The sequence below is a fragment of the Micromonospora sp. NPDC057141 genome (assembly GCF_042670805.1).
GTDB lineage: Bacteria > Actinomycetota > Actinomycetes > Mycobacteriales > Micromonosporaceae > Micromonospora.
On the sequence record NZ_JBHUVA010000118.1, the window covers coordinates 1 to 15,820 of the forward strand.

The following is a 15,820-nucleotide window of genomic DNA, read 5'->3' on the forward strand; positions in this document are numbered from 1 at the left end:
ACCGGGATCTGTCCCGGCACCGCGCAGTGAAGCGGTAACCCACCCGGACGCCGCGTGTTCCACACGCAGCGTGGAGGGAATCCTCGTCCTTTAGGGCGAGGAGGATGTCAAGTGGTGTTCGCCAACTACGCGGGCACGCACGGCGGCTGGCGCTTCGCCGGCCACAGCGCCGTCCACGGCCCCGACGGCCGGCCCCTGGCCGCCGCCGGGCTCGCCGTCGCCGACCTCGACGACGCGGTGCTGCGCCGTCAGCGCGAGCGCCAGCGGATGCTGCTCGACCGGGCCGCCCCGGCGTCCGCGCCGGCCCCGATCGTCGTCGTACCCTGAGCGGGACGCACGCCCCGACGAACGGGAGGGGGACCCGGTGACCGGCATCGGCACGACCGCGATCCACGGCGACGACGGCCTGCACCCCGGCGGCGCGGTGTCGCCGCCGATCGTGCAGAGCGCCACGTTCAGCGCCGCCAGCGACGAGCGGTTCACCGAGATCGCCACGCAGGTGCGCGGCGACGCCTTCTACACCCGTTACGGCAACCCCAACCACGCCCAGGTCGCCGCCGTGGTCGCCGAGTTGGAGGGCGCCGAGGCGGGCCTGGTGACCGCCTCCGGCATGGGCGCGGTCAGCACCGTCGCGCTGGCCCTGCTCACCGCCGGGGACCACGTGATCGTGCAGCGCAGCACGTACGGCGGCACCACCTCGCTGGCCACCGGGCTGCTCACCCGGTTCGGGGTGACCTGCACCCAGGTCGACCAGACCGACGTCGACGCGTTCGCCCGCGCCCTGACCCCGCGCACCCGGCTGGTGCTCGTGGAGACCCCCAGCAACCCGCTGCTGGAGCTGACCGACCTGACCGCCGTGATCGAGCTGGCCCACGCCCACGGCGCGTACGCCGTCGTCGACAACACCTTCGCCACCCCGGTCAACCAGCGCCCGGCGGCCCTCGGCGCGGACCTGGTCTGGCACAGCGCCACGAAGTTCCTTGGCGGCCACTCCGACGTGACCGCCGGGGTGGTCGTCGGCTCCGCCGACCTGATCGACCGGGTCTGGCAGACCGCCATCGTCACCGGCGCGACGCTGGGCCCCATCGATGCCTGGCTGCTGCTGCGCGGCATCCGCACGCTGCCGCTGCGGATGGCCCGGCACAACGACAACGCCCTCGCGCTGGCCTGCGAGCTGGAGGCGCACCCGGCGGTGGCCCGGGTCCGCTACCCCGGGCTGCCCAGCCACCCCCAGCATGACCTGGCCGCGCGGCAGATGAGCGGCTACGGCGGCGTGTTCAGCCTCGACCTGGCCGGCGGCCGGCCGGCGGCGGCCACCCTCCTGGCGGAGCTGCGGCTGGCCAAGCGGGCGGCCAGCCTGGGCAGCGTGAGCACCCTCGTGGTGCACCCGCGCTCCATGTGGGCGGGGATCGTCGACGCCGAGCAGCTCGCCGCCACCGGCATCGGGGAGGGCCTGGTGCGGGTCTCCACCGGCATCGAGGAGACCGCCGACCTGCTGGCCGACTTCACCCGCGCCCTCGACGCCGTCGCCGGGCAGGCGGCGTGATGGGGCACCGACGCCCCGCTGCGCGGGGCCGCGGCCTCCCGGGGTGCTCGTGCACGGCCGCTTCGATCTCGGCTCGCCGCTGGAGACGCCGTGGTCGCTGGCCCGGGTCTGGCCCGAAGCGGAGCTGATCGTGGTCGACGACTCCGGGCACACCGGCAGCGACACCATGCGTGGGCACCTGAGCGCCGCGCTCGACCGGTTCGCCCCGGTGTCACCGGCCGGGTGAGCGGCGTCGGCCGCCCGCCTACGATTAACAGTGCCGTGACCCGTCGTGGCGGCTTCATCCTTCCACCGTGAGGTGACCTTCTACATGCAGGTTCGACGTCTGGTCGCCACGCTGGCGACCCTGGCCACCGTTCTCGCTGCCACCGGGTGCGGTCTGGGCAACTCCGGGCAGGACGCTGCCTCGACGACGGAGACGGCGTGCAGCCGATCCGACGCCTCCCCGGTCGGCCAGCGGGGCGAGGGCAAGGACCTAGCTGCCGCCGTCGGCTGGATCTCACGAGAGCCGGTTCGGGTCACCACCGACACGGCGGAGGCCACCGGTCAGGGGGTGATGGACGCGCGGAGACGCGACGCAACGATGTCCTACACCCTTAAGAAGAACGACCGGATGATCCTCGTGACGTTGTACGAGGACGACGTGTACTTCGCCATGCTCAACGTGCCGGGGATCAGCTTCGGGACGAACTACTCGCTGTCGAGGCCCGAGGTGCCCGCAGGCAGCTACCTGGACGTCGACCCCACCGACCTGGGCGGCGCACGCCGGTTGGTCGACGCGGCGGTGAGTGTGCAGAGCAACGGCGAGCAGGCAGCCACGGGTAAGCGGCGGTTCGCCGGTGCCGTCGACCTGACGGCCACCTGGTATGCGAACGAGGACCTGTGCCGGAAGTTCGGCGACAAAGTCCGGGCGGTCCCGTTCAGCGCCACTGTCGACGACCAGGGCCGGCTGGTCGAGTTCGTCGTCGAGTTGCACGCCCTCGCGCCCGAGCTGGGCGATGCGCGTACGAACTGGGAGGCGCTGGGAGTTCCGACGAATCCCCAGCGGCCCCCAGGAATCCAGCCGGCCGGCGACGTGCGCTCCCTCTTGGAGGCATTCGAAAGCTGACCACACGTTTGGCCCTGCGCCCGACGCGTTCGCCTGCGCCCTGTGTTGGACTGGCCGCAAAGCGTTACTGCACGTACCGTCCGGTGTGCAGGCTCTACGCCGAACCCCGCCGATCTCGTGCAGGAGGAGTCATGGCCGACTACATAGGGCTGCGCGTCGCCAGTTGGCGGGACGTCGCCGGGATGACGCAGCAGCAACTGGCCGACCGGGTCGGTGTGCCCGCCTCCTACATCTCGATGATCGAGTCGGGTCGGCGGCCGGTGACGAAGCGGTCGCGGCTCATCGCCCTGGCGAGCGCTCTCGGCGTCAGCGTCACCGACCTGACCGGGCAGCCGCACGCGCCGCGCAGCGAGGACGATCTCGCCATCTACACCACCGTTCCGGCGCTGCGCGGCGCCCTCGACGACGATCCTGAGGAGCCGGGTCGCCCGCTGGACGCGGAGAGTCTGCGGGCGTCCGTGGGTCAGGCGATGGCGGCCCGGATGGCCTGCGACTACAAGACATTGGCTCGACTTCTTCCCGATCTGGTCGCCGCTACGCGGCAGCTCGCCGACTCGGGGCATCCGGAGGGGCCGCGGCTGTTCGTCCGGGCGGCGGTGACCACGGTGCTGGCCATCAAGCCGTTCGGCTACATCGACCTGGCGGCACGGTACGCCGAGCGTGCCGAGCTGGTCGCCGCGCTGGCCGGGCCGGCGGAGGTTGCTGCCGCCGCGTTCGCCGCCGCGCAGAGTGCCCTGTCGTCGGGCACGCACGGTGGCCGGCGGCGGTCGCTGGCGGTGGCGACGCGCGCGGCGGAACGACTGGGCGACACGGGCGACGACGCGGCGTTGACCTGGTACGGGATGCTTCACCTGCACTCCGCGATGTCGGCGGCATCGTTGGGCACCGGCGACCCGGACGGGCACCTGGCGGAGGCCGAGAACGCCGCGCGTCGGGCCGGGTCCGACCCCTGGCGGATGGAGTTCACGCCAGCGAACTGCGGCATCTGGCGGGTGGGCGTGGCCGTCGAGAACGGCACCCCTGAGCGTGCGCCGGAGCGGGCCCGGCGCGTCGACCGGTCCCAGATCCGCAGCGCGAACCGTCGATGCCGTCTGCACCTGGACGCGGGGCGCGGGTGGTATGCGGCTGGCGATCAGGACCGGGCGATCCTGGCGTTCCTGGAGGCCGACAACGCGTCGCCCGCAGAGCTGCGGTCGCGGCCGAGCGTGCGGGAGATCGTCGGACAGATGGTCCGGGACGCCCGCCGGCGGGGCACACCCGAGCTGCGGGATCTCGCGACCCGGATCGGCGTCGACCCGCTGGACCCGGAACCCCACGGAATCTAACTTACGGTTATCTTTCCGTCACTCCGGCTGCTCTACCGTTCGGACAGGGACGCGATGGAGATCTTGGAAGATGGTGGCCCCTCAGGCCGTTTCTTTCCAATATCTCCCACTGGCACTGGCGGTTGCGTCCCTTCAACCGGGTGTGGCGGTGGCGGTCCTTTCCCTGGGCCGCTGCGCCGCGCCCCTGCCAACGGAGGTGGGGACGATGGGCGACGACGCGCCGGTCGAGAGCCGAGGCGAGCAGATCCAGCAGGCGGAACGGGAGGCGGCCCGGCAGCGGCTGCTCGCGCAGGCCGAGGCGGAGCGGATACCGGCCGAGGAGACGACCCGGGCGGTGCCGGACCGCCGGTGGCGGCGTGGACAGCGGTGACCTCCTGCCCGTCGGTCGGCGGGTCGCCTACTGGCGGGGGCGGCGGAAGCTGTCGCAGCAGATGCTGGCCGACCGGCTGGGCAAGTCCAAGAGCTGGGTCGACAAGGTCGAACGGGGCGTCCGCGCCCTCGACCGGGTCTCCACCCTGCACGACCTCGCCGCCGTGTTGCGCATCGACGCGGCGGTGCTGCTGGGCCGCGACGTGCGGCCCGCCGAGGCGACCGAACGCGCCGCAGGCGTCGAGCGGGTCCGGGCGGCCCTGTCGGCGTACGAGATCACGCTCGGCCCTGCGGCCCGCCGGCCCGTCCCGCCCGCCGATCGGCTGGCGCGGCAGGTGGCGCACGGGTGGATCACCTACCAGCACGCCCGGTACCCGCAGCTTGTCGACCTGCTCCCGCCGCTGCTGGCCGACGTGCAGCGTATGCACGCCCGCGATCCGGCGGCGGGGCGTGAGCCGCTGGTCGAGGCGTACCGGATCACCGCCGCCCTGCTGGTGAAGGTCGGCGAGGCCGACCTGGCCTGGCTGGCCGCCGACCGGGCGGTGGCCGCCGCGACCGGCGACCGGGCGCTGGTGGCCGCCGCAGCCGTGCAGCTCGGCCAGGCGCTGCGCGCGTCGGGCCGGGCGCGGGCGGCGAGGTCGGCGGCGCTGGCCGCCGCGTACCGGATCGCCTCGGCCGACCCCGACGACGGTACGCCGCAGGAGCTGTCGCTGTGCGGGGCGCTGCTGGTCCAGGCGGCCCTGGCCGCCGCCCGCCACGGCGATGAGGCTTCCGCCGCCGAACTGCTCGGCGAGGCGACCGGGATGGCCGCCCGGGTGGGGGAGGGGCACGACCACCACCGGACCGGGTTCGGGCCGACGGCGGTCGACTCGGCGCGCGTCGCGGCGGCCGTGGAGCTGGGCGAGGCCCGTGCGGCCGTGCGCTGGCACGAGCGCACGACCCGGCGGGACGCGTGGCGGTGGCTGCCCGCCGAGCACCGCGCTGCGCACCTGCTCGACGCCGCCCGCGCCTACCTCCAGGCCGACGACCCGGCCAGCGCCGGCCGGGCCCTGGTCGACGCCGACCGCACGGCACCGGCCGAGCTGCGCCACCGCCCGGCCGCCCGGTCGGTGCTGGCCCAGGTGGTACGCGACCCGCACGCCCCGGCCACGATCGTGCAGCTCGCGATGACCCTCGGGGTCACCTGAGCGGGCGGGTGTCGCGACGGGTAGCGACGGCTCGTATCCTGTGCGCGAGAAGGCACGCAATGCCACTGAAGGAGGTCGGTGTGAGCAACCGGATCGAGACGCTGGAGTTCCAGGCGGAGGCGCGCCAACTGCTCCAGTTGATGGTCCATTCGATCTACTCGAACAAGGACGTCTTCCTGCGCGAGCTGATCTCCAACGCCTCCGACGCGCTGGACAAGCTCCGCCTGGAGTCCCTGGTCGACAAGGATCTCGCGGCCGACGCCTCCGACCTGCACGTCGAGATCGAAGTCGACCGCGACGCGCGCACCCTGACCGTCCGGGACAACGGCGTCGGCATGTCCCGCGACGACGTCGTCCGGCTGATCGGCACCATCGCCAAGTCGGGCACCGCCGAGCTGCTGGCGAAGCTGCGCGAGTCGAAGGACTCGGCGGCGTCGGCCGACCTGATCGGGCAGTTCGGCGTCGGGTTCTACGCCACGTTCATGGTCGCCGACCGGGTCACCCTGCTCACCCGCCGCGCCGGGCAGGCCGAGGGCACCCGCTGGGAGTCCACCGGCGAGGGCACGTACGTCGTGGAGACCGTCGACGACGCCCCGCAGGGCACCGCCGTCACCGTCCACCTCAAGCCCGAGGACAGCGACGACCACCTCTACGACTACACGGCCGAGTGGAAGATCCGCGAGATCGTCAAGCGATACTCCGACTTCATCGCCTGGCCGATCCGGATGACGGTCGAGCGCACGGGCGAGGGCGACGAGACCACCCGCGAGGTGCAGACCCTCAACTCGATGAAGGCGCTGTGGGCCCGCCCGCGCAGCGAGGTCGACGAGGCGGAGTACAAGGAGTTCTACAAGCACGTCAGCCACGACTGGGCCGACCCGCTGGAGACCATCCACATGCGGGGCGAGGGCACCTTCGAGTACGAGGCGCTGCTGTTCCTGCCGTCGCACGCGCCCGTGGACCTGTTCGCCCCGCAGGCCCGCCGGGGCGTGCAGCTCTACGTCAAGCGCGTGTTCATCATGGACGACTGCGAAGCGCTGATGCCCAACTACCTGCGCTTCGTCAAGGGCGTCGTCGACGCGCACGACCTGTCGCTCAACATCTCCCGGGAGATCCTCCAGCAGGACCGCCAGATCCAGGCGGTGCGCCGGCGGCTGGTGAAGAAGATTCTCGCCACCGTCAAGGAGCTGAAGGCCAGCGAGGCCGAGAAGTACCGCACCTTCTGGTCCGAGTTCGGCCCGGCGCTGAAGGAGGGCCTGCTCGACGACCCGGACAACACCGACGCGATCCTCGACGTCGTGTCGGTCGCCTCCACCCGCGACCCGGCCGAGCTGACCGGCCTGCGCGACTACGTCGAGCGGATGAAGGACGGTCAGGCCGACATCTACTACATGACCGGCGAGTCCCGGTCGATGATCGAGAACTCGCCGCACATGGAGGCGTTCCGCGCCAAGGGCTACGAGGTGCTGATCCTCACCGACCCGGTGGACGAGGTCTGGGTCGAGCGGGTCGGCCAGTTCGACGGCAGGCCGCTGCGTTCCATCGCCAAGGGCCAGGTTGACCTGGACACCGAGGAGGAGAAGAAGGAGGCCGAGTCCGCCCGCGAGCAGCAGCGCCAGGAGTACGCCGACCTGCTGACCTGGATGACCGGCAAGCTCGCCGACAGCGTCAAGGAGGTCCGGCTCTCCACCCGCCTGACCACCTCCCCGGCGTGCGTCGTCGGCGACGCCCACGACATCACCCCGACGCTGGAGAAGATGTACCGGGCGATGGGCCACGAGGTGCCGCAGGTCAAGCGGATCCTGGAGCTCAACCCGGGGCACCCGCTCGTGGAGGGGCTGCGCAAGGCCCACGAGCAGGACGCCGCCGCCGACGGGCTCGCCGACACCGCCGAGCTGCTGTACGGAATGGCGCTGCTGGCCGAGGGCGGGGAGCTGGCCGACCCGTCCCGGTTCACCCGCGTCCTGGCCGACCGGCTGGCCCGTACCCTCTGATCACCGCGACGCTCCGTGCGGCGGTCCTACAGCGTGACCCAGTACCGCCGCACGGGGCCCAGCTCGGTGTCCCGCACGTCGTCGAGCACGCCGCCGTGGCGCTCGATCGTCCTCGCCGAGGCCACGTTGTCGGGCTGGCAGGTGATGAGCACCCGGTCCAGGCCGAGCGTCCGTGCCTCGGCGAGCATCCGGCCCAGCGCCCACGTGGCCACCCCACGGCGACGCGCCGACGGCCGGATGCCGTAGCCGATCTGGCCGGCGACGCGCAGCGTGAAGCCGCTGAGCTCGTGCCGTAGCGCGATCCCGCCGAGCACCCGGTGGTCCTCGACGATCCACCGGTACGTGCAGGGCACCCGGTCGGCGGCCGGCACCTTTCCGGGTTCCGTGCCCTCGGTCAACCGGGCCACCCAGGCCGCGAACCCGGCGGGGGAGGCCACCTCGTCGTCGGGCCGCAGCCCGAAGCCGTCTTCGTGGATGCCGGGGCCCCACTCGTGGTGAGCGTCGAGCCAGGCGGCGTGCAGCCGCACGGTGGGCGCGATCAGCTCGGCCATGCCGCGACGATAGCGCCCGGCGGCGGCGAAAACCGTTGCGGGGCCACGCGCTGCCTTCGCCGGTGTAGCGGGCCGTAGTGATGTTCTCACAGCATATTCATAGACGATTCTCAATTGGAGCCCAGCGGCGCGCCGTACGAACGATGGGATGACCTCCCCAGCGACCAGGGTTCTCGTCGTGGACGATGAGCCCGGCGTCCACGCGCTGCTGTCGATGGCGCTGCGGCTGCTGAAGTTCGACGTCCGGGTGGCCTGCGGTGGCCGGGAGGCACTGGTCGTGGCCGCTGCTTTCGACCCGCACCTGGTGGTGCTGGAGGTGGTGCTCCCGGACCTGGACGGCTTCGAGGTCGCGCGCAGGCTGCGCGCCGGACCGGGCCCGGGCGTGCCGATGGTGTTCCTCACCGTCCGCGACGCGCGGGAGGACCGTATCCGCGGGCTCGCCGCCGGTGCCGACGACTACGTCACCAAGCCGTTCGACCTGGAGGAGTTGGTGCTGCGGGTCAGGGCGATCCTGCGGCGCAGCCGCGCGGAACCCGAGCCGGCGGGCGACGGGCGGCTGTGCTACGCCGACCTGGAACTGGACGAGGCTGCCCACGAGGTGCGCCGGGCCGGCCGGTTGGTGGGCCTGTCGCCCACCGAGTTCAACCTGCTGCGCTACCTGCTCGCCAATGCTGGACGGGTGGTCAGCAAGGCGGAGATCCTGGATCAGGTGTGGAACTACGACTTCGGTGGCGGCGGCCGCATCGTCGAGTCGTACGTCCACTGCCTGCGCAAGAAGGTCGACCGCTGGGACCCGCCGCTGATCCAGACCGTGCGGGGCGTCGGGTACGCGTTGCGGCTGCCCCGGGAGCCCGACGACTGACCCGCCGACGAGTGACCAGCCCGGCGGCACGGCAGCGGCGCCGCCGGACGTCGCCGAGGCTCAGGCCGACGGCACCGACGACGGAGCCTCCGCGTCGGTGCCCGGCGCGAAGTGTCGCCTCAGGGTGCGCCGCCAGCGGGCGCAGGGCAGTTCGGGGCGCAGGGCCGCCAGCCCGGTCGCGTACTTGGAGACGGCCACCGGGCGGTGGCCGCGGCTCCACAGCAGGCGGTCGACGTGCGAGGCGGTCGACCCCGTCTTCGTCTCGACGATGGCCAGCCCCGGCAGCTCCAGCCGCCCGCCGTGGCTGCCCTCCCAGCGCAGATCGAGGTCGATGGTCGCCCGGCTCGCGGTCGTCGGCAGATAGAGCGTGCTGCGCAGGTACCTGGTGGTGAGCGTCGAGGCGAACGTCAGGCCGCTGCCGCTGCCGCTGTCGGTGTCGGTGTCGACGGTCGCGAGGACCTCGTCGACGAACGGCCGCCCGGGTGACAGGGTGTCGCTGTCGTCGGGGCGGTAGGGCAGCCGGTGCTTGACCGTGCCGCCGCGCGTCCCCTCGGTCTTCACCTCCAGCCAGCACAGGCCCGAGTCGACGTACGTCCGTGTCCTGATCTTGAAACGACGACGGCGTCGGTGGGCGGTGAGCCGGAAGCTGACGAGGTCGGGGGTGTCGAAGTAGACCGACTCGTACCGGAACGACCGCCGGCCGTCGATCTCCAGCACCTGCGTGGTCGGGTCGAGCTCGGCGAGCAGTGCCGGCACTTCGGCACGCGGGAGCAGGTACTTGCGGTCGAACCGGGTTTGCAGGGCGGCGCGTCCGGTCAGTTCCGCGAGGTCGATCGGCGCGAGGTCGGCCAGCGCCGTGGTGGGCGCGGCGAGCGGGGTCATCGCGTCGCGCCCAGCTCGACCGGGCGCCGGGTGGCGCCCGCGGTGGCCTTCGGCCGCGAGTAGCGGACGTCGACGACGGTGGTGTCGTTGACCAGGTCGACCCGCTCCACGTTGGCGGCGTGGACCCGCGCGCCGAGCAGCTGTTCGAGGTGGGCGGTGAGGGCGACCGGGTCGGTGACCGCGGTGTCGAGCACCATGACGTGCCGCCGGTACCGGCGCAGCAGCCGGGGATGGTCGCCGACGTACATCACCGCGAGGATCAGCGCCGTCAGGCTGGCGACCGTCCAGATCGAGGTGCCGGCGAGCGGGCCGAGGATGCCGAGCGCGAGGGCGGAGAAGTAGTACGCCACCTCGTGCTGGTCGAGCTCGGTGGAACGGAGCCGGATGATCGAGAGCACGCCGAACAGGCCCAGCCCGAGGCCGGCCCCGACGGTGCCCGTGCTGAGTGAGCTGGCCACGGCGAAGACGCCGACGTTGACGCCGAGGTAGGCGACCACCAGGTCCCGCCGCCGGTGGCGGGGGAAGTACAGGGCGAAGACGAGCAGGCCCACGGCGACCAGGTTCATCCCGGTCAGGACCAACCGCGACATTGATGCTCCTCTGGGGTTTGCCCGGCGTCGCGGTCCACGGAGTCGACGCGGGGCTGCGGATCGGTGCGGGGCGAAGTGCGGGGCCAGGGCCGCCCGGCCAGGACCGAGGGGCCCTGGCCGGGCTTACCGGAGATCAGGAGCGGATCATGCCGCCGCTGTACTGGCCGGCGGTCACCCCGGTCAACACCCGGGTGGCGCCGGAGATGCTGCCGCCGGTGTACAGGCCGCCGACGCTCGTGCCGCTGACGCTGCCGCCGGTGTAGACGTCGTACCGCTGGCCGTTGGTGAGGCGGTTCGACGAGATGACGACCTCCCGGAAGCTCTTCGACGCCCGGTACGAGGCCAGCACGGTGGTGCCGGAGACGACGTGCACGATCGTGTTGGCGGCGTAGGTGGTGCTGAAGCGGGGGGCCACCCAGCCCTGGCCGGTGTTCGGCACCGCCTTGAACACGGCCATCGAGGTCAGCCCGGCGCCTACCACCGTGCCGCCGGTGAAGGTGAGCGTCGCGTCGGTGTCGAGCGCGCCTTCGCCGCCGCCCCGGGTGCTGGAGCCGTTGGCGACCACTGTGCCGCCGGCGAAGGTGAGCTCGCCGTTGGAGTCGAACCCGTCGGTGCCGCCGGTGGCCACGACCGTGCCCCCGGTGACCCGGATGAACGCGTTCGGGGAGGGCTCCATGTGGCCGAGGCCCTCCTCGGCGGCGTTGACCGCGTCGTCGCTGGCCACGACGGTGGAGTTGCCGCCGCTGATCGTCAGCTTCAGCGCCTCCAGCGCCTCGTACGACCGGGTTACGTTGATGGTGCCGCCGGAGATGTTCAGCGCGTTCTCGCCCTTGATGCCGTCGTCGGCGACGGAAACCGAGATCGTGCCGTTGGTGATGTTGACGACGCCCTTTCCGGCCTCCGTGTCGTTGGACTTGAGCCCGTCGCCGGCGGTCGAGGTCACGGCGATGGTGCCGCCGTTGACGGTGAGCGAGTCCTTGCCCCGGATGGCGTCGTCCACCGAGTTGACCGTGATCGTGCCGGACTGGATGACCAGGTCGTCCTTGCTGACGATGCCGTCCTGGTAGCGGGCCTGCACGGTCAGCGCCCCGGTGCCGCCGATGGTCAGGTCGGCGGAGCTGAACAGCGCGGCGTCCGGCTCGTCGGTGTTGGTGTAGGTCGACGCGTCGGTGAGCCTGTTGGTGGTCCCGGCGGCCAACGTGACGGTGACGGCGTCGGCGTTGGTCACGTACAGCGGCGAGGAGGTCGAGTTGGTGATCGAGGCGCCGCTGAGAATGAGCTCGACCGTCCCGGTGGCAGCGGTGTCCACCTTGACGTAGCCGTTGTTCAGCGTGCCGCTGATCTGGTAGGAGCCGGGAGCCGTGATGGTGATGGCGCTGCCGGAGACGGTGACGTTGCTGCCCGATACGCTCGCGCTGGATCCGTTGAGGGTGATCGTGGCGGTCGGCGCGGCGACGGCCGCGGTGGCGAGGGGGCCGGCCAGCAGGGCGGCCGTGAGCCCGGCGAGGACGGCGGTTCTGCGGGTGGTCGAGGTCATGGTGGTCCCGTTCTTCGAGGGCAGGCGGGTGCGGTCCTGAATGCCGACCGTCCGGTCGGTGAACGGCCGGTTAATGCGCCATGGCATCGAGAAGCATAAATAGGCATTCGGTTGAGCCAAAGGTCTGACGGCGGAAAAATCGGCCGCTGCCACGAATGACAGGTGGCTGACAGTAAACGTTGACGGAACTCTGAGCTGCACGTCCTTGACGGATGCCCGGAACTCGTCTTCGGCCGCACCGCTGCCCGGACGGCATTCGATTCTTGGACAGTTCGTGTCAGTAGCGGACAGGAACTGTCCAAGAATCAGGGGGAGTCCCCGCATCCGCCGGCCCAGACTGGGTGGAGCCGGCAACCGCTACCTTCCCCGCCCCCCTTGCTCTGCACCCAGGGGCGCAACGCTTCACACGGCGTAGTCGCACGCGACCCCCGCCGCCCCTCGCGTTCTCACGTAAGCACAGCTCAGGCCGCATGCTGCGCGGATGGGTGCAGAGCAAAGGGGATGCGAGATGTCAGGCGGAGCCGGATGGTCGTCGCGCAGAGTAGTCACGGTTGCCCCATATGAGTGACGGCGTGGCCGACGCGGCGGCGGACCGGGCCGGCCGGCGGTGCCGGCGTTCCGCCATCCGGACCGGCGATGGGCGCTGACCTGGGTCTGTGGCACCCTGGACCGGTGCGGGACCAGACCCTGACCGGCGTGCTGCTGGTCGTCGGCGTGCTTGGCGTCGCCACCGCCTTCGGCTGGTGGCGACGCCGCCGCGACGGCCGGCTCCGGTCGGTCGCCGCTGATGCCGTCGACGGCGTCGCCGCGCCGCAGGACGCGCAGCGGGCCCTGCTCGCGCGGCTGGGCGCGCGCCCCGGTGTCGTCACCCTGGTCCAGTTCTCCTCGGCCGTGTGCGCGCCGTGTCGCGCCACCCGCCGGGTCCTCGAGCAGGTCGAGGCGGCCGTCCCGGGCGTCGTGCTGGTCGAGGTCGACGCCGAGCAGCACCTCGACGCCGTCCGTGAGCTGGACGTCTGGCGCACGCCGACGGTGCTGGTGGTCGACCCTGCCGGGCGGGTGGTGCGCCGCGCCTCCGGGGTGCCCGCCCGGGGCGACCTGGTCGCGGCCGTCGCGCCGCTGCTCGCCGGGGTCGACCGGTGACGATCATGCGGCTGTCGGGGCACGGATCGTCGGTGTCGTCCGCGCGGTTGTCGGCGCATGCGTCGTCGGCGTCGTCGCGCGGGGCGCGGCTGACCCGGCGGCGTGCGGTGGACCACGGGCGGCTCGCGGCGAGCCTCTGTCCGGCGTACCGCCCCGCCTGACAGTCGCCCGCGCGCCGCGTCGCGCCCCTCGCCGATCGGACTTTCCCTGCCATGCTGCTCGACCCTCGCGGCCCCCGGTTCGCCGCCGCCGTCACCACCGTCGTCCTCGCCGCCGCGCTGATCACCGGCTCGCTCACCCTGGTGCTCACCCAGGCGGTCGTCTTCGCCGTCACAGCGGCGAGCCCGCGCCTCGGCCCGTACGCCCTGGCCTACCGGGCACTGGTCGCGCCCCGACTCGACCCGCCTGCCGAGCGGGAGCCGGCCGCCCCGGTGCGGTTCGCCCAGCTCGTCGGGCTGGCGTTCATGCTGCTCGCGGCTGCGGGTCACCTCGCCGGCCTGCCGGCGTTCGCCCTGACCGCCACGGCGGCGGCCCTCGCCGCGGCCTTCCTCAACGCGGCGTTCGACCTCTGCCTCGGCTGCGAGGCGTACCTTGCGGTGCGTCGGCTCACCGGGCGTCCCGTGCCTGCCCGGGTGCCGACCGGCGCGGCCTGACCGCCGCCCGCGCGGACTCGCCCGGGACGCGCGCCGCGCCGGCGCCGAAATCCCTACTTTTCAAGTAGGATTTGCGGGTGGTGGGTGTGGTCGGTTAGCGTCGGAGGCACCGGGTGCCGCATCGATGTGCGTCCCGGCCGATCCGGGGCGGCCGCCCCGGGCTGCACCGTGCGATCCTGGGAGCCTCCGATGACCGCCGACCCGCAGCCGGAACCCATCGTCGACGCCGACACGAGCGCGCTGCGGGCGGTCCTGCGCCGCCAGGTGAACACCGTCACCGTCGTGACGGCCCCCGGGGCCCCGCCGGTCGGCTTCACCGCGACGTCGTTCACGTCGGTGTCGCTGGAGCCGCCCGTCGTCTCCTTCTGCCTGGGCCTCGTCTCGTCGAGCTGGCCGACGATCGCGCGGGCCCGACACGTCGCGGTGCACCTGCTCGCCCAGCATCAGCGGGACCTGGCGCGGACGTTCGCCACCACCGGGATCGACCGGTTCGCCCACCCGACCCGGTGGCGGGTCGGCCCCGAGGCGGTGCCGATCCTCGACGACGCCCTGGCGTGGCTGCTCTGCCGCGTGGTGGACCGGGTGGTCGTCGGCGACCACGCGATCGTGCTCGCCGAGCCCGAGCTGCTGCGGCACGCCCACGTCGGCTCGCCCCTGCTCTACCACGGAGGCGGCTACGCCGGTGTGGATCCGGCGGACCGGGCCGCCGTGGCCTGAGCGGCCCCGTCGAGCAGCGTCATCCGGCCGGCGGGCGAGTCGCGGGCCGCCGCCCGGCTGCACACCCGCACGACGTACGGCAGCCACCGGGGCCGCCACCCGGACCAGCGCCGCGACGCCGCCGCCGACGCGGAGGGACACCACCAGGGCCACCCCGCGCGAGACCGGCCGCGATCAGCGCCTCCCGCCCCGGCTCGCCGAAGAAGCCGGGCAGGACTCCTGGTCACGGCGAAGATGGATTTGCCTCACGGCTGCCAAGTAAGGTAATCCTTGCCTGTGCAGAAGCGTCTGAGCGTCGTACTGGCCACGGCCCTGGCGGGTCTCCTCTCCCTCACCGCCTGCGGCGGCGACGAGGGCGACCCGGGCAAGCCGGGCGACAAGCGGCTGACCATCTACAGCGGCCGCAGCGAGACCCTCGTCAAGCCGGTGCTGGAGAAGTTCGAGAAGTCCTCCGGCGTCACCGTCGACGTCCGCTACGGCAGCACCGCCCAGATGGCGGCCCAGCTTCTCGAGGAGGGCCAGCGCAGCCCCGCCGACGTCTTCTTCGCCCAGGACGCGGGCGCGCTCGGCGCGGTCACCAAGGCCGGCCTGTTCGCCGCCCTGCCGCAGGACCTGCTCGACCGGGTGCCGGCCGCCTACCGGGCCGCCGGCGGGCAGTGGGTCGGCGTCAGCGGCCGGTCCCGGGTGCTGGCCTACAACGCCGACCAGGTGACGAAGGACCAGCTGCCCAAGTCGGTGTTCGAGCTGACCGACCCGAAGTGGAAGGGCCGGGTCGGCGTCGCCCCGACCAACGGCTCGTTCCAGGCGTTCGTCACCGCCCTGCGGGTGCAGCACGGCGACGCGAAGGCGAAGGAGTTCCTGACCGGGCTGAAGGCCAACGAGCCGCAGATCCGCGAGGGCAACGTGCAGATCATCGCCGACATCGACGCCGGGAAGCTGGCGGCCGGCCTGGTCAACCACTACTACGTCTACGAGCTGGCCAAGGAGCGCGGCGGCGATGCGTCCACCCTCAAGGCGCAGCTGCACTTCTTCCCCGACGGCGACACCGGCGGGCTGGTCAACGCCGCCGGCGTCGGCCTGCTCACCCGCGCCGGCACCGACCCCGACGCCCGGGCGCTGGTCGACTACCTGCTCGGCGCCGAGGCGCAGACCCACTTCGCCACCCAGACGTTCGAGTACCCGCTGACCGCCGGGGTGCCGGCCGCGCCGGGCCTGCCGCAGCTCGCCGACCTCGCCGCGCCGAAGATCGACCTGAACGACCTCGACACCCTCGACGCCACCGTCGCCATGATCAAGGAAACGGGGCTGGCCTGAACGGCGTCCGCACCGCCGACCGCCGGGCCCCCGCCGGGGCCCGGC

Annotated in this window: 17 protein-coding genes; 13 read left to right on the forward strand and 4 right to left on the reverse strand. The window is 72.5% G+C overall.

What is annotated here, in order from left to right:
- The first annotated feature begins 111 nt into the window (after positions 1-111).
- From ACFT41_RS30630 to htpG, 8 genes are all read left to right on the forward strand, one after another.
- Positions 112-327: a hypothetical protein gene (locus ACFT41_RS30630; protein WP_377589407.1), complete on the forward strand. Its 216-nt coding sequence runs from the start codon at positions 112-114 to the stop codon at positions 325-327.
- Positions 328-364: 37 nt separating this feature from the next.
- A complete protein-coding gene (locus ACFT41_RS30635) occupies positions 365-1,546 on the forward strand; it encodes a trans-sulfuration enzyme family protein (protein ID WP_377589406.1) in 1,182 nt (393 codons plus the stop codon).
- A gap of 43 nt (positions 1,547-1,589) precedes the next feature.
- On the forward strand, positions 1,590-1,772 hold the full coding sequence (locus ACFT41_RS30640) for a hypothetical protein (RefSeq protein WP_377589405.1): 183 nt from the start codon (positions 1,590-1,592) through the stop codon (positions 1,770-1,772).
- Positions 1,773-1,856: 84 nt separating this feature from the next.
- A complete protein-coding gene (locus ACFT41_RS30645) occupies positions 1,857-2,654 on the forward strand; it encodes a hypothetical protein (RefSeq protein WP_377589404.1) in 798 nt (265 codons plus the stop codon).
- A 131-nt stretch (positions 2,655-2,785) separates the two neighbouring features.
- Positions 2,786-3,979 (forward strand): helix-turn-helix domain-containing protein, encoded by a 1,194-nt coding sequence (locus tag ACFT41_RS30650; protein WP_377589403.1) that lies wholly within the window; start codon positions 2,786-2,788, stop codon positions 3,977-3,979.
- A gap of 205 nt (positions 3,980-4,184) precedes the next feature.
- Entirely contained in the window at positions 4,185-4,349 is a 165-nt protein-coding gene (locus ACFT41_RS30655) for a hypothetical protein (RefSeq protein ID WP_377589402.1), read from the forward strand.
- Positions 4,336-5,535, forward strand: a complete 1,200-nt coding sequence (locus tag ACFT41_RS30660; protein ID WP_377589401.1) for a helix-turn-helix domain-containing protein — start codon at positions 4,336-4,338, stop codon at positions 5,533-5,535. Before ACFT41_RS30655 ends, ACFT41_RS30660 begins: the two co-directional genes overlap by 14 nt.
- Before the next feature lie 59 nt (positions 5,536-5,594).
- Positions 5,595-7,529, forward strand: a complete 1,935-nt coding sequence (htpG, locus tag ACFT41_RS30665) for a molecular chaperone HtpG (RefSeq protein WP_377614077.1) — start codon at positions 5,595-5,597, stop codon at positions 7,527-7,529.
- Positions 7,530-7,555: 26 nt separating this feature from the next.
- Here htpG and ACFT41_RS30670 read toward each other — a convergent pair whose 3' ends face one another.
- Positions 7,556-8,080, reverse strand: coding sequence for a GNAT family N-acetyltransferase (locus tag ACFT41_RS30670; protein ID WP_377589399.1), 525 nt, complete (start codon positions 8,078-8,080; stop codon positions 7,556-7,558).
- A 148-nt stretch (positions 8,081-8,228) separates the two neighbouring features.
- On the opposite strand from ACFT41_RS30670, the gene ACFT41_RS30675 reads away from it, so the two are divergent.
- The gene (locus tag ACFT41_RS30675) at positions 8,229-8,942 is read left to right on the forward strand and encodes a response regulator transcription factor (protein WP_377589398.1); all 714 of its coding nucleotides are present in this window, start codon (positions 8,229-8,231) and stop codon (positions 8,940-8,942) included.
- A gap of 60 nt (positions 8,943-9,002) precedes the next feature.
- Here the strand turns inward: ACFT41_RS30675 and ACFT41_RS30680 are convergent, their stop codons facing one another.
- The 3 genes from ACFT41_RS30680 to ACFT41_RS30690 form a co-directional block, all read right to left on the reverse strand.
- Complete coding sequence (locus ACFT41_RS30680; protein ID WP_377589397.1) at positions 9,003-9,824, reverse strand: polyphosphate polymerase domain-containing protein; 822 nt, start codon at positions 9,822-9,824, stop codon at positions 9,003-9,005.
- Positions 9,821-10,414, reverse strand: coding sequence for a DUF4956 domain-containing protein (locus ACFT41_RS30685; RefSeq protein WP_377589396.1), 594 nt, complete (start codon positions 10,412-10,414; stop codon positions 9,821-9,823). Before ACFT41_RS30685 ends, ACFT41_RS30680 begins: the two co-directional genes overlap by 4 nt.
- Positions 10,415-10,547: 133 nt before the next feature.
- Positions 10,548-12,038, reverse strand: a complete 1,491-nt coding sequence (locus ACFT41_RS30690) for a carbohydrate-binding domain-containing protein (protein WP_377589395.1) — start codon at positions 12,036-12,038, stop codon at positions 10,548-10,550.
- 585 nt (positions 12,039-12,623) lie between these two features.
- Here ACFT41_RS30690 and ACFT41_RS30695 point away from each other — a divergent pair.
- The 4 genes from ACFT41_RS30695 (at position 12,624) to ACFT41_RS30710 (ending at position 15,775) form a co-directional block, all read left to right on the forward strand.
- A complete protein-coding gene (locus tag ACFT41_RS30695; protein ID WP_377589394.1) occupies positions 12,624-13,091 on the forward strand; it encodes a TlpA family protein disulfide reductase in 468 nt (155 codons plus the stop codon).
- 212 nt (positions 13,092-13,303) lie between these two features.
- Positions 13,304-13,744, forward strand: a complete 441-nt coding sequence (locus tag ACFT41_RS30700; protein ID WP_377589393.1) for a DUF4395 domain-containing protein — start codon at positions 13,304-13,306, stop codon at positions 13,742-13,744.
- A 189-nt stretch (positions 13,745-13,933) separates the two neighbouring features.
- Positions 13,934-14,461, forward strand: a complete 528-nt coding sequence (locus tag ACFT41_RS30705; RefSeq protein ID WP_377589392.1) for a flavin reductase family protein — start codon at positions 13,934-13,936, stop codon at positions 14,459-14,461.
- A gap of 270 nt (positions 14,462-14,731) precedes the next feature.
- Positions 14,732-15,775 carry an iron ABC transporter substrate-binding protein gene (locus ACFT41_RS30710; RefSeq protein WP_377614078.1) on the forward strand — a complete coding sequence of 348 codons (1,044 nt, stop codon included), beginning with the start codon at positions 14,732-14,734 and terminating at the stop codon, positions 15,773-15,775.
- Positions 15,776-15,820: the final 45 nt, after the last annotated feature.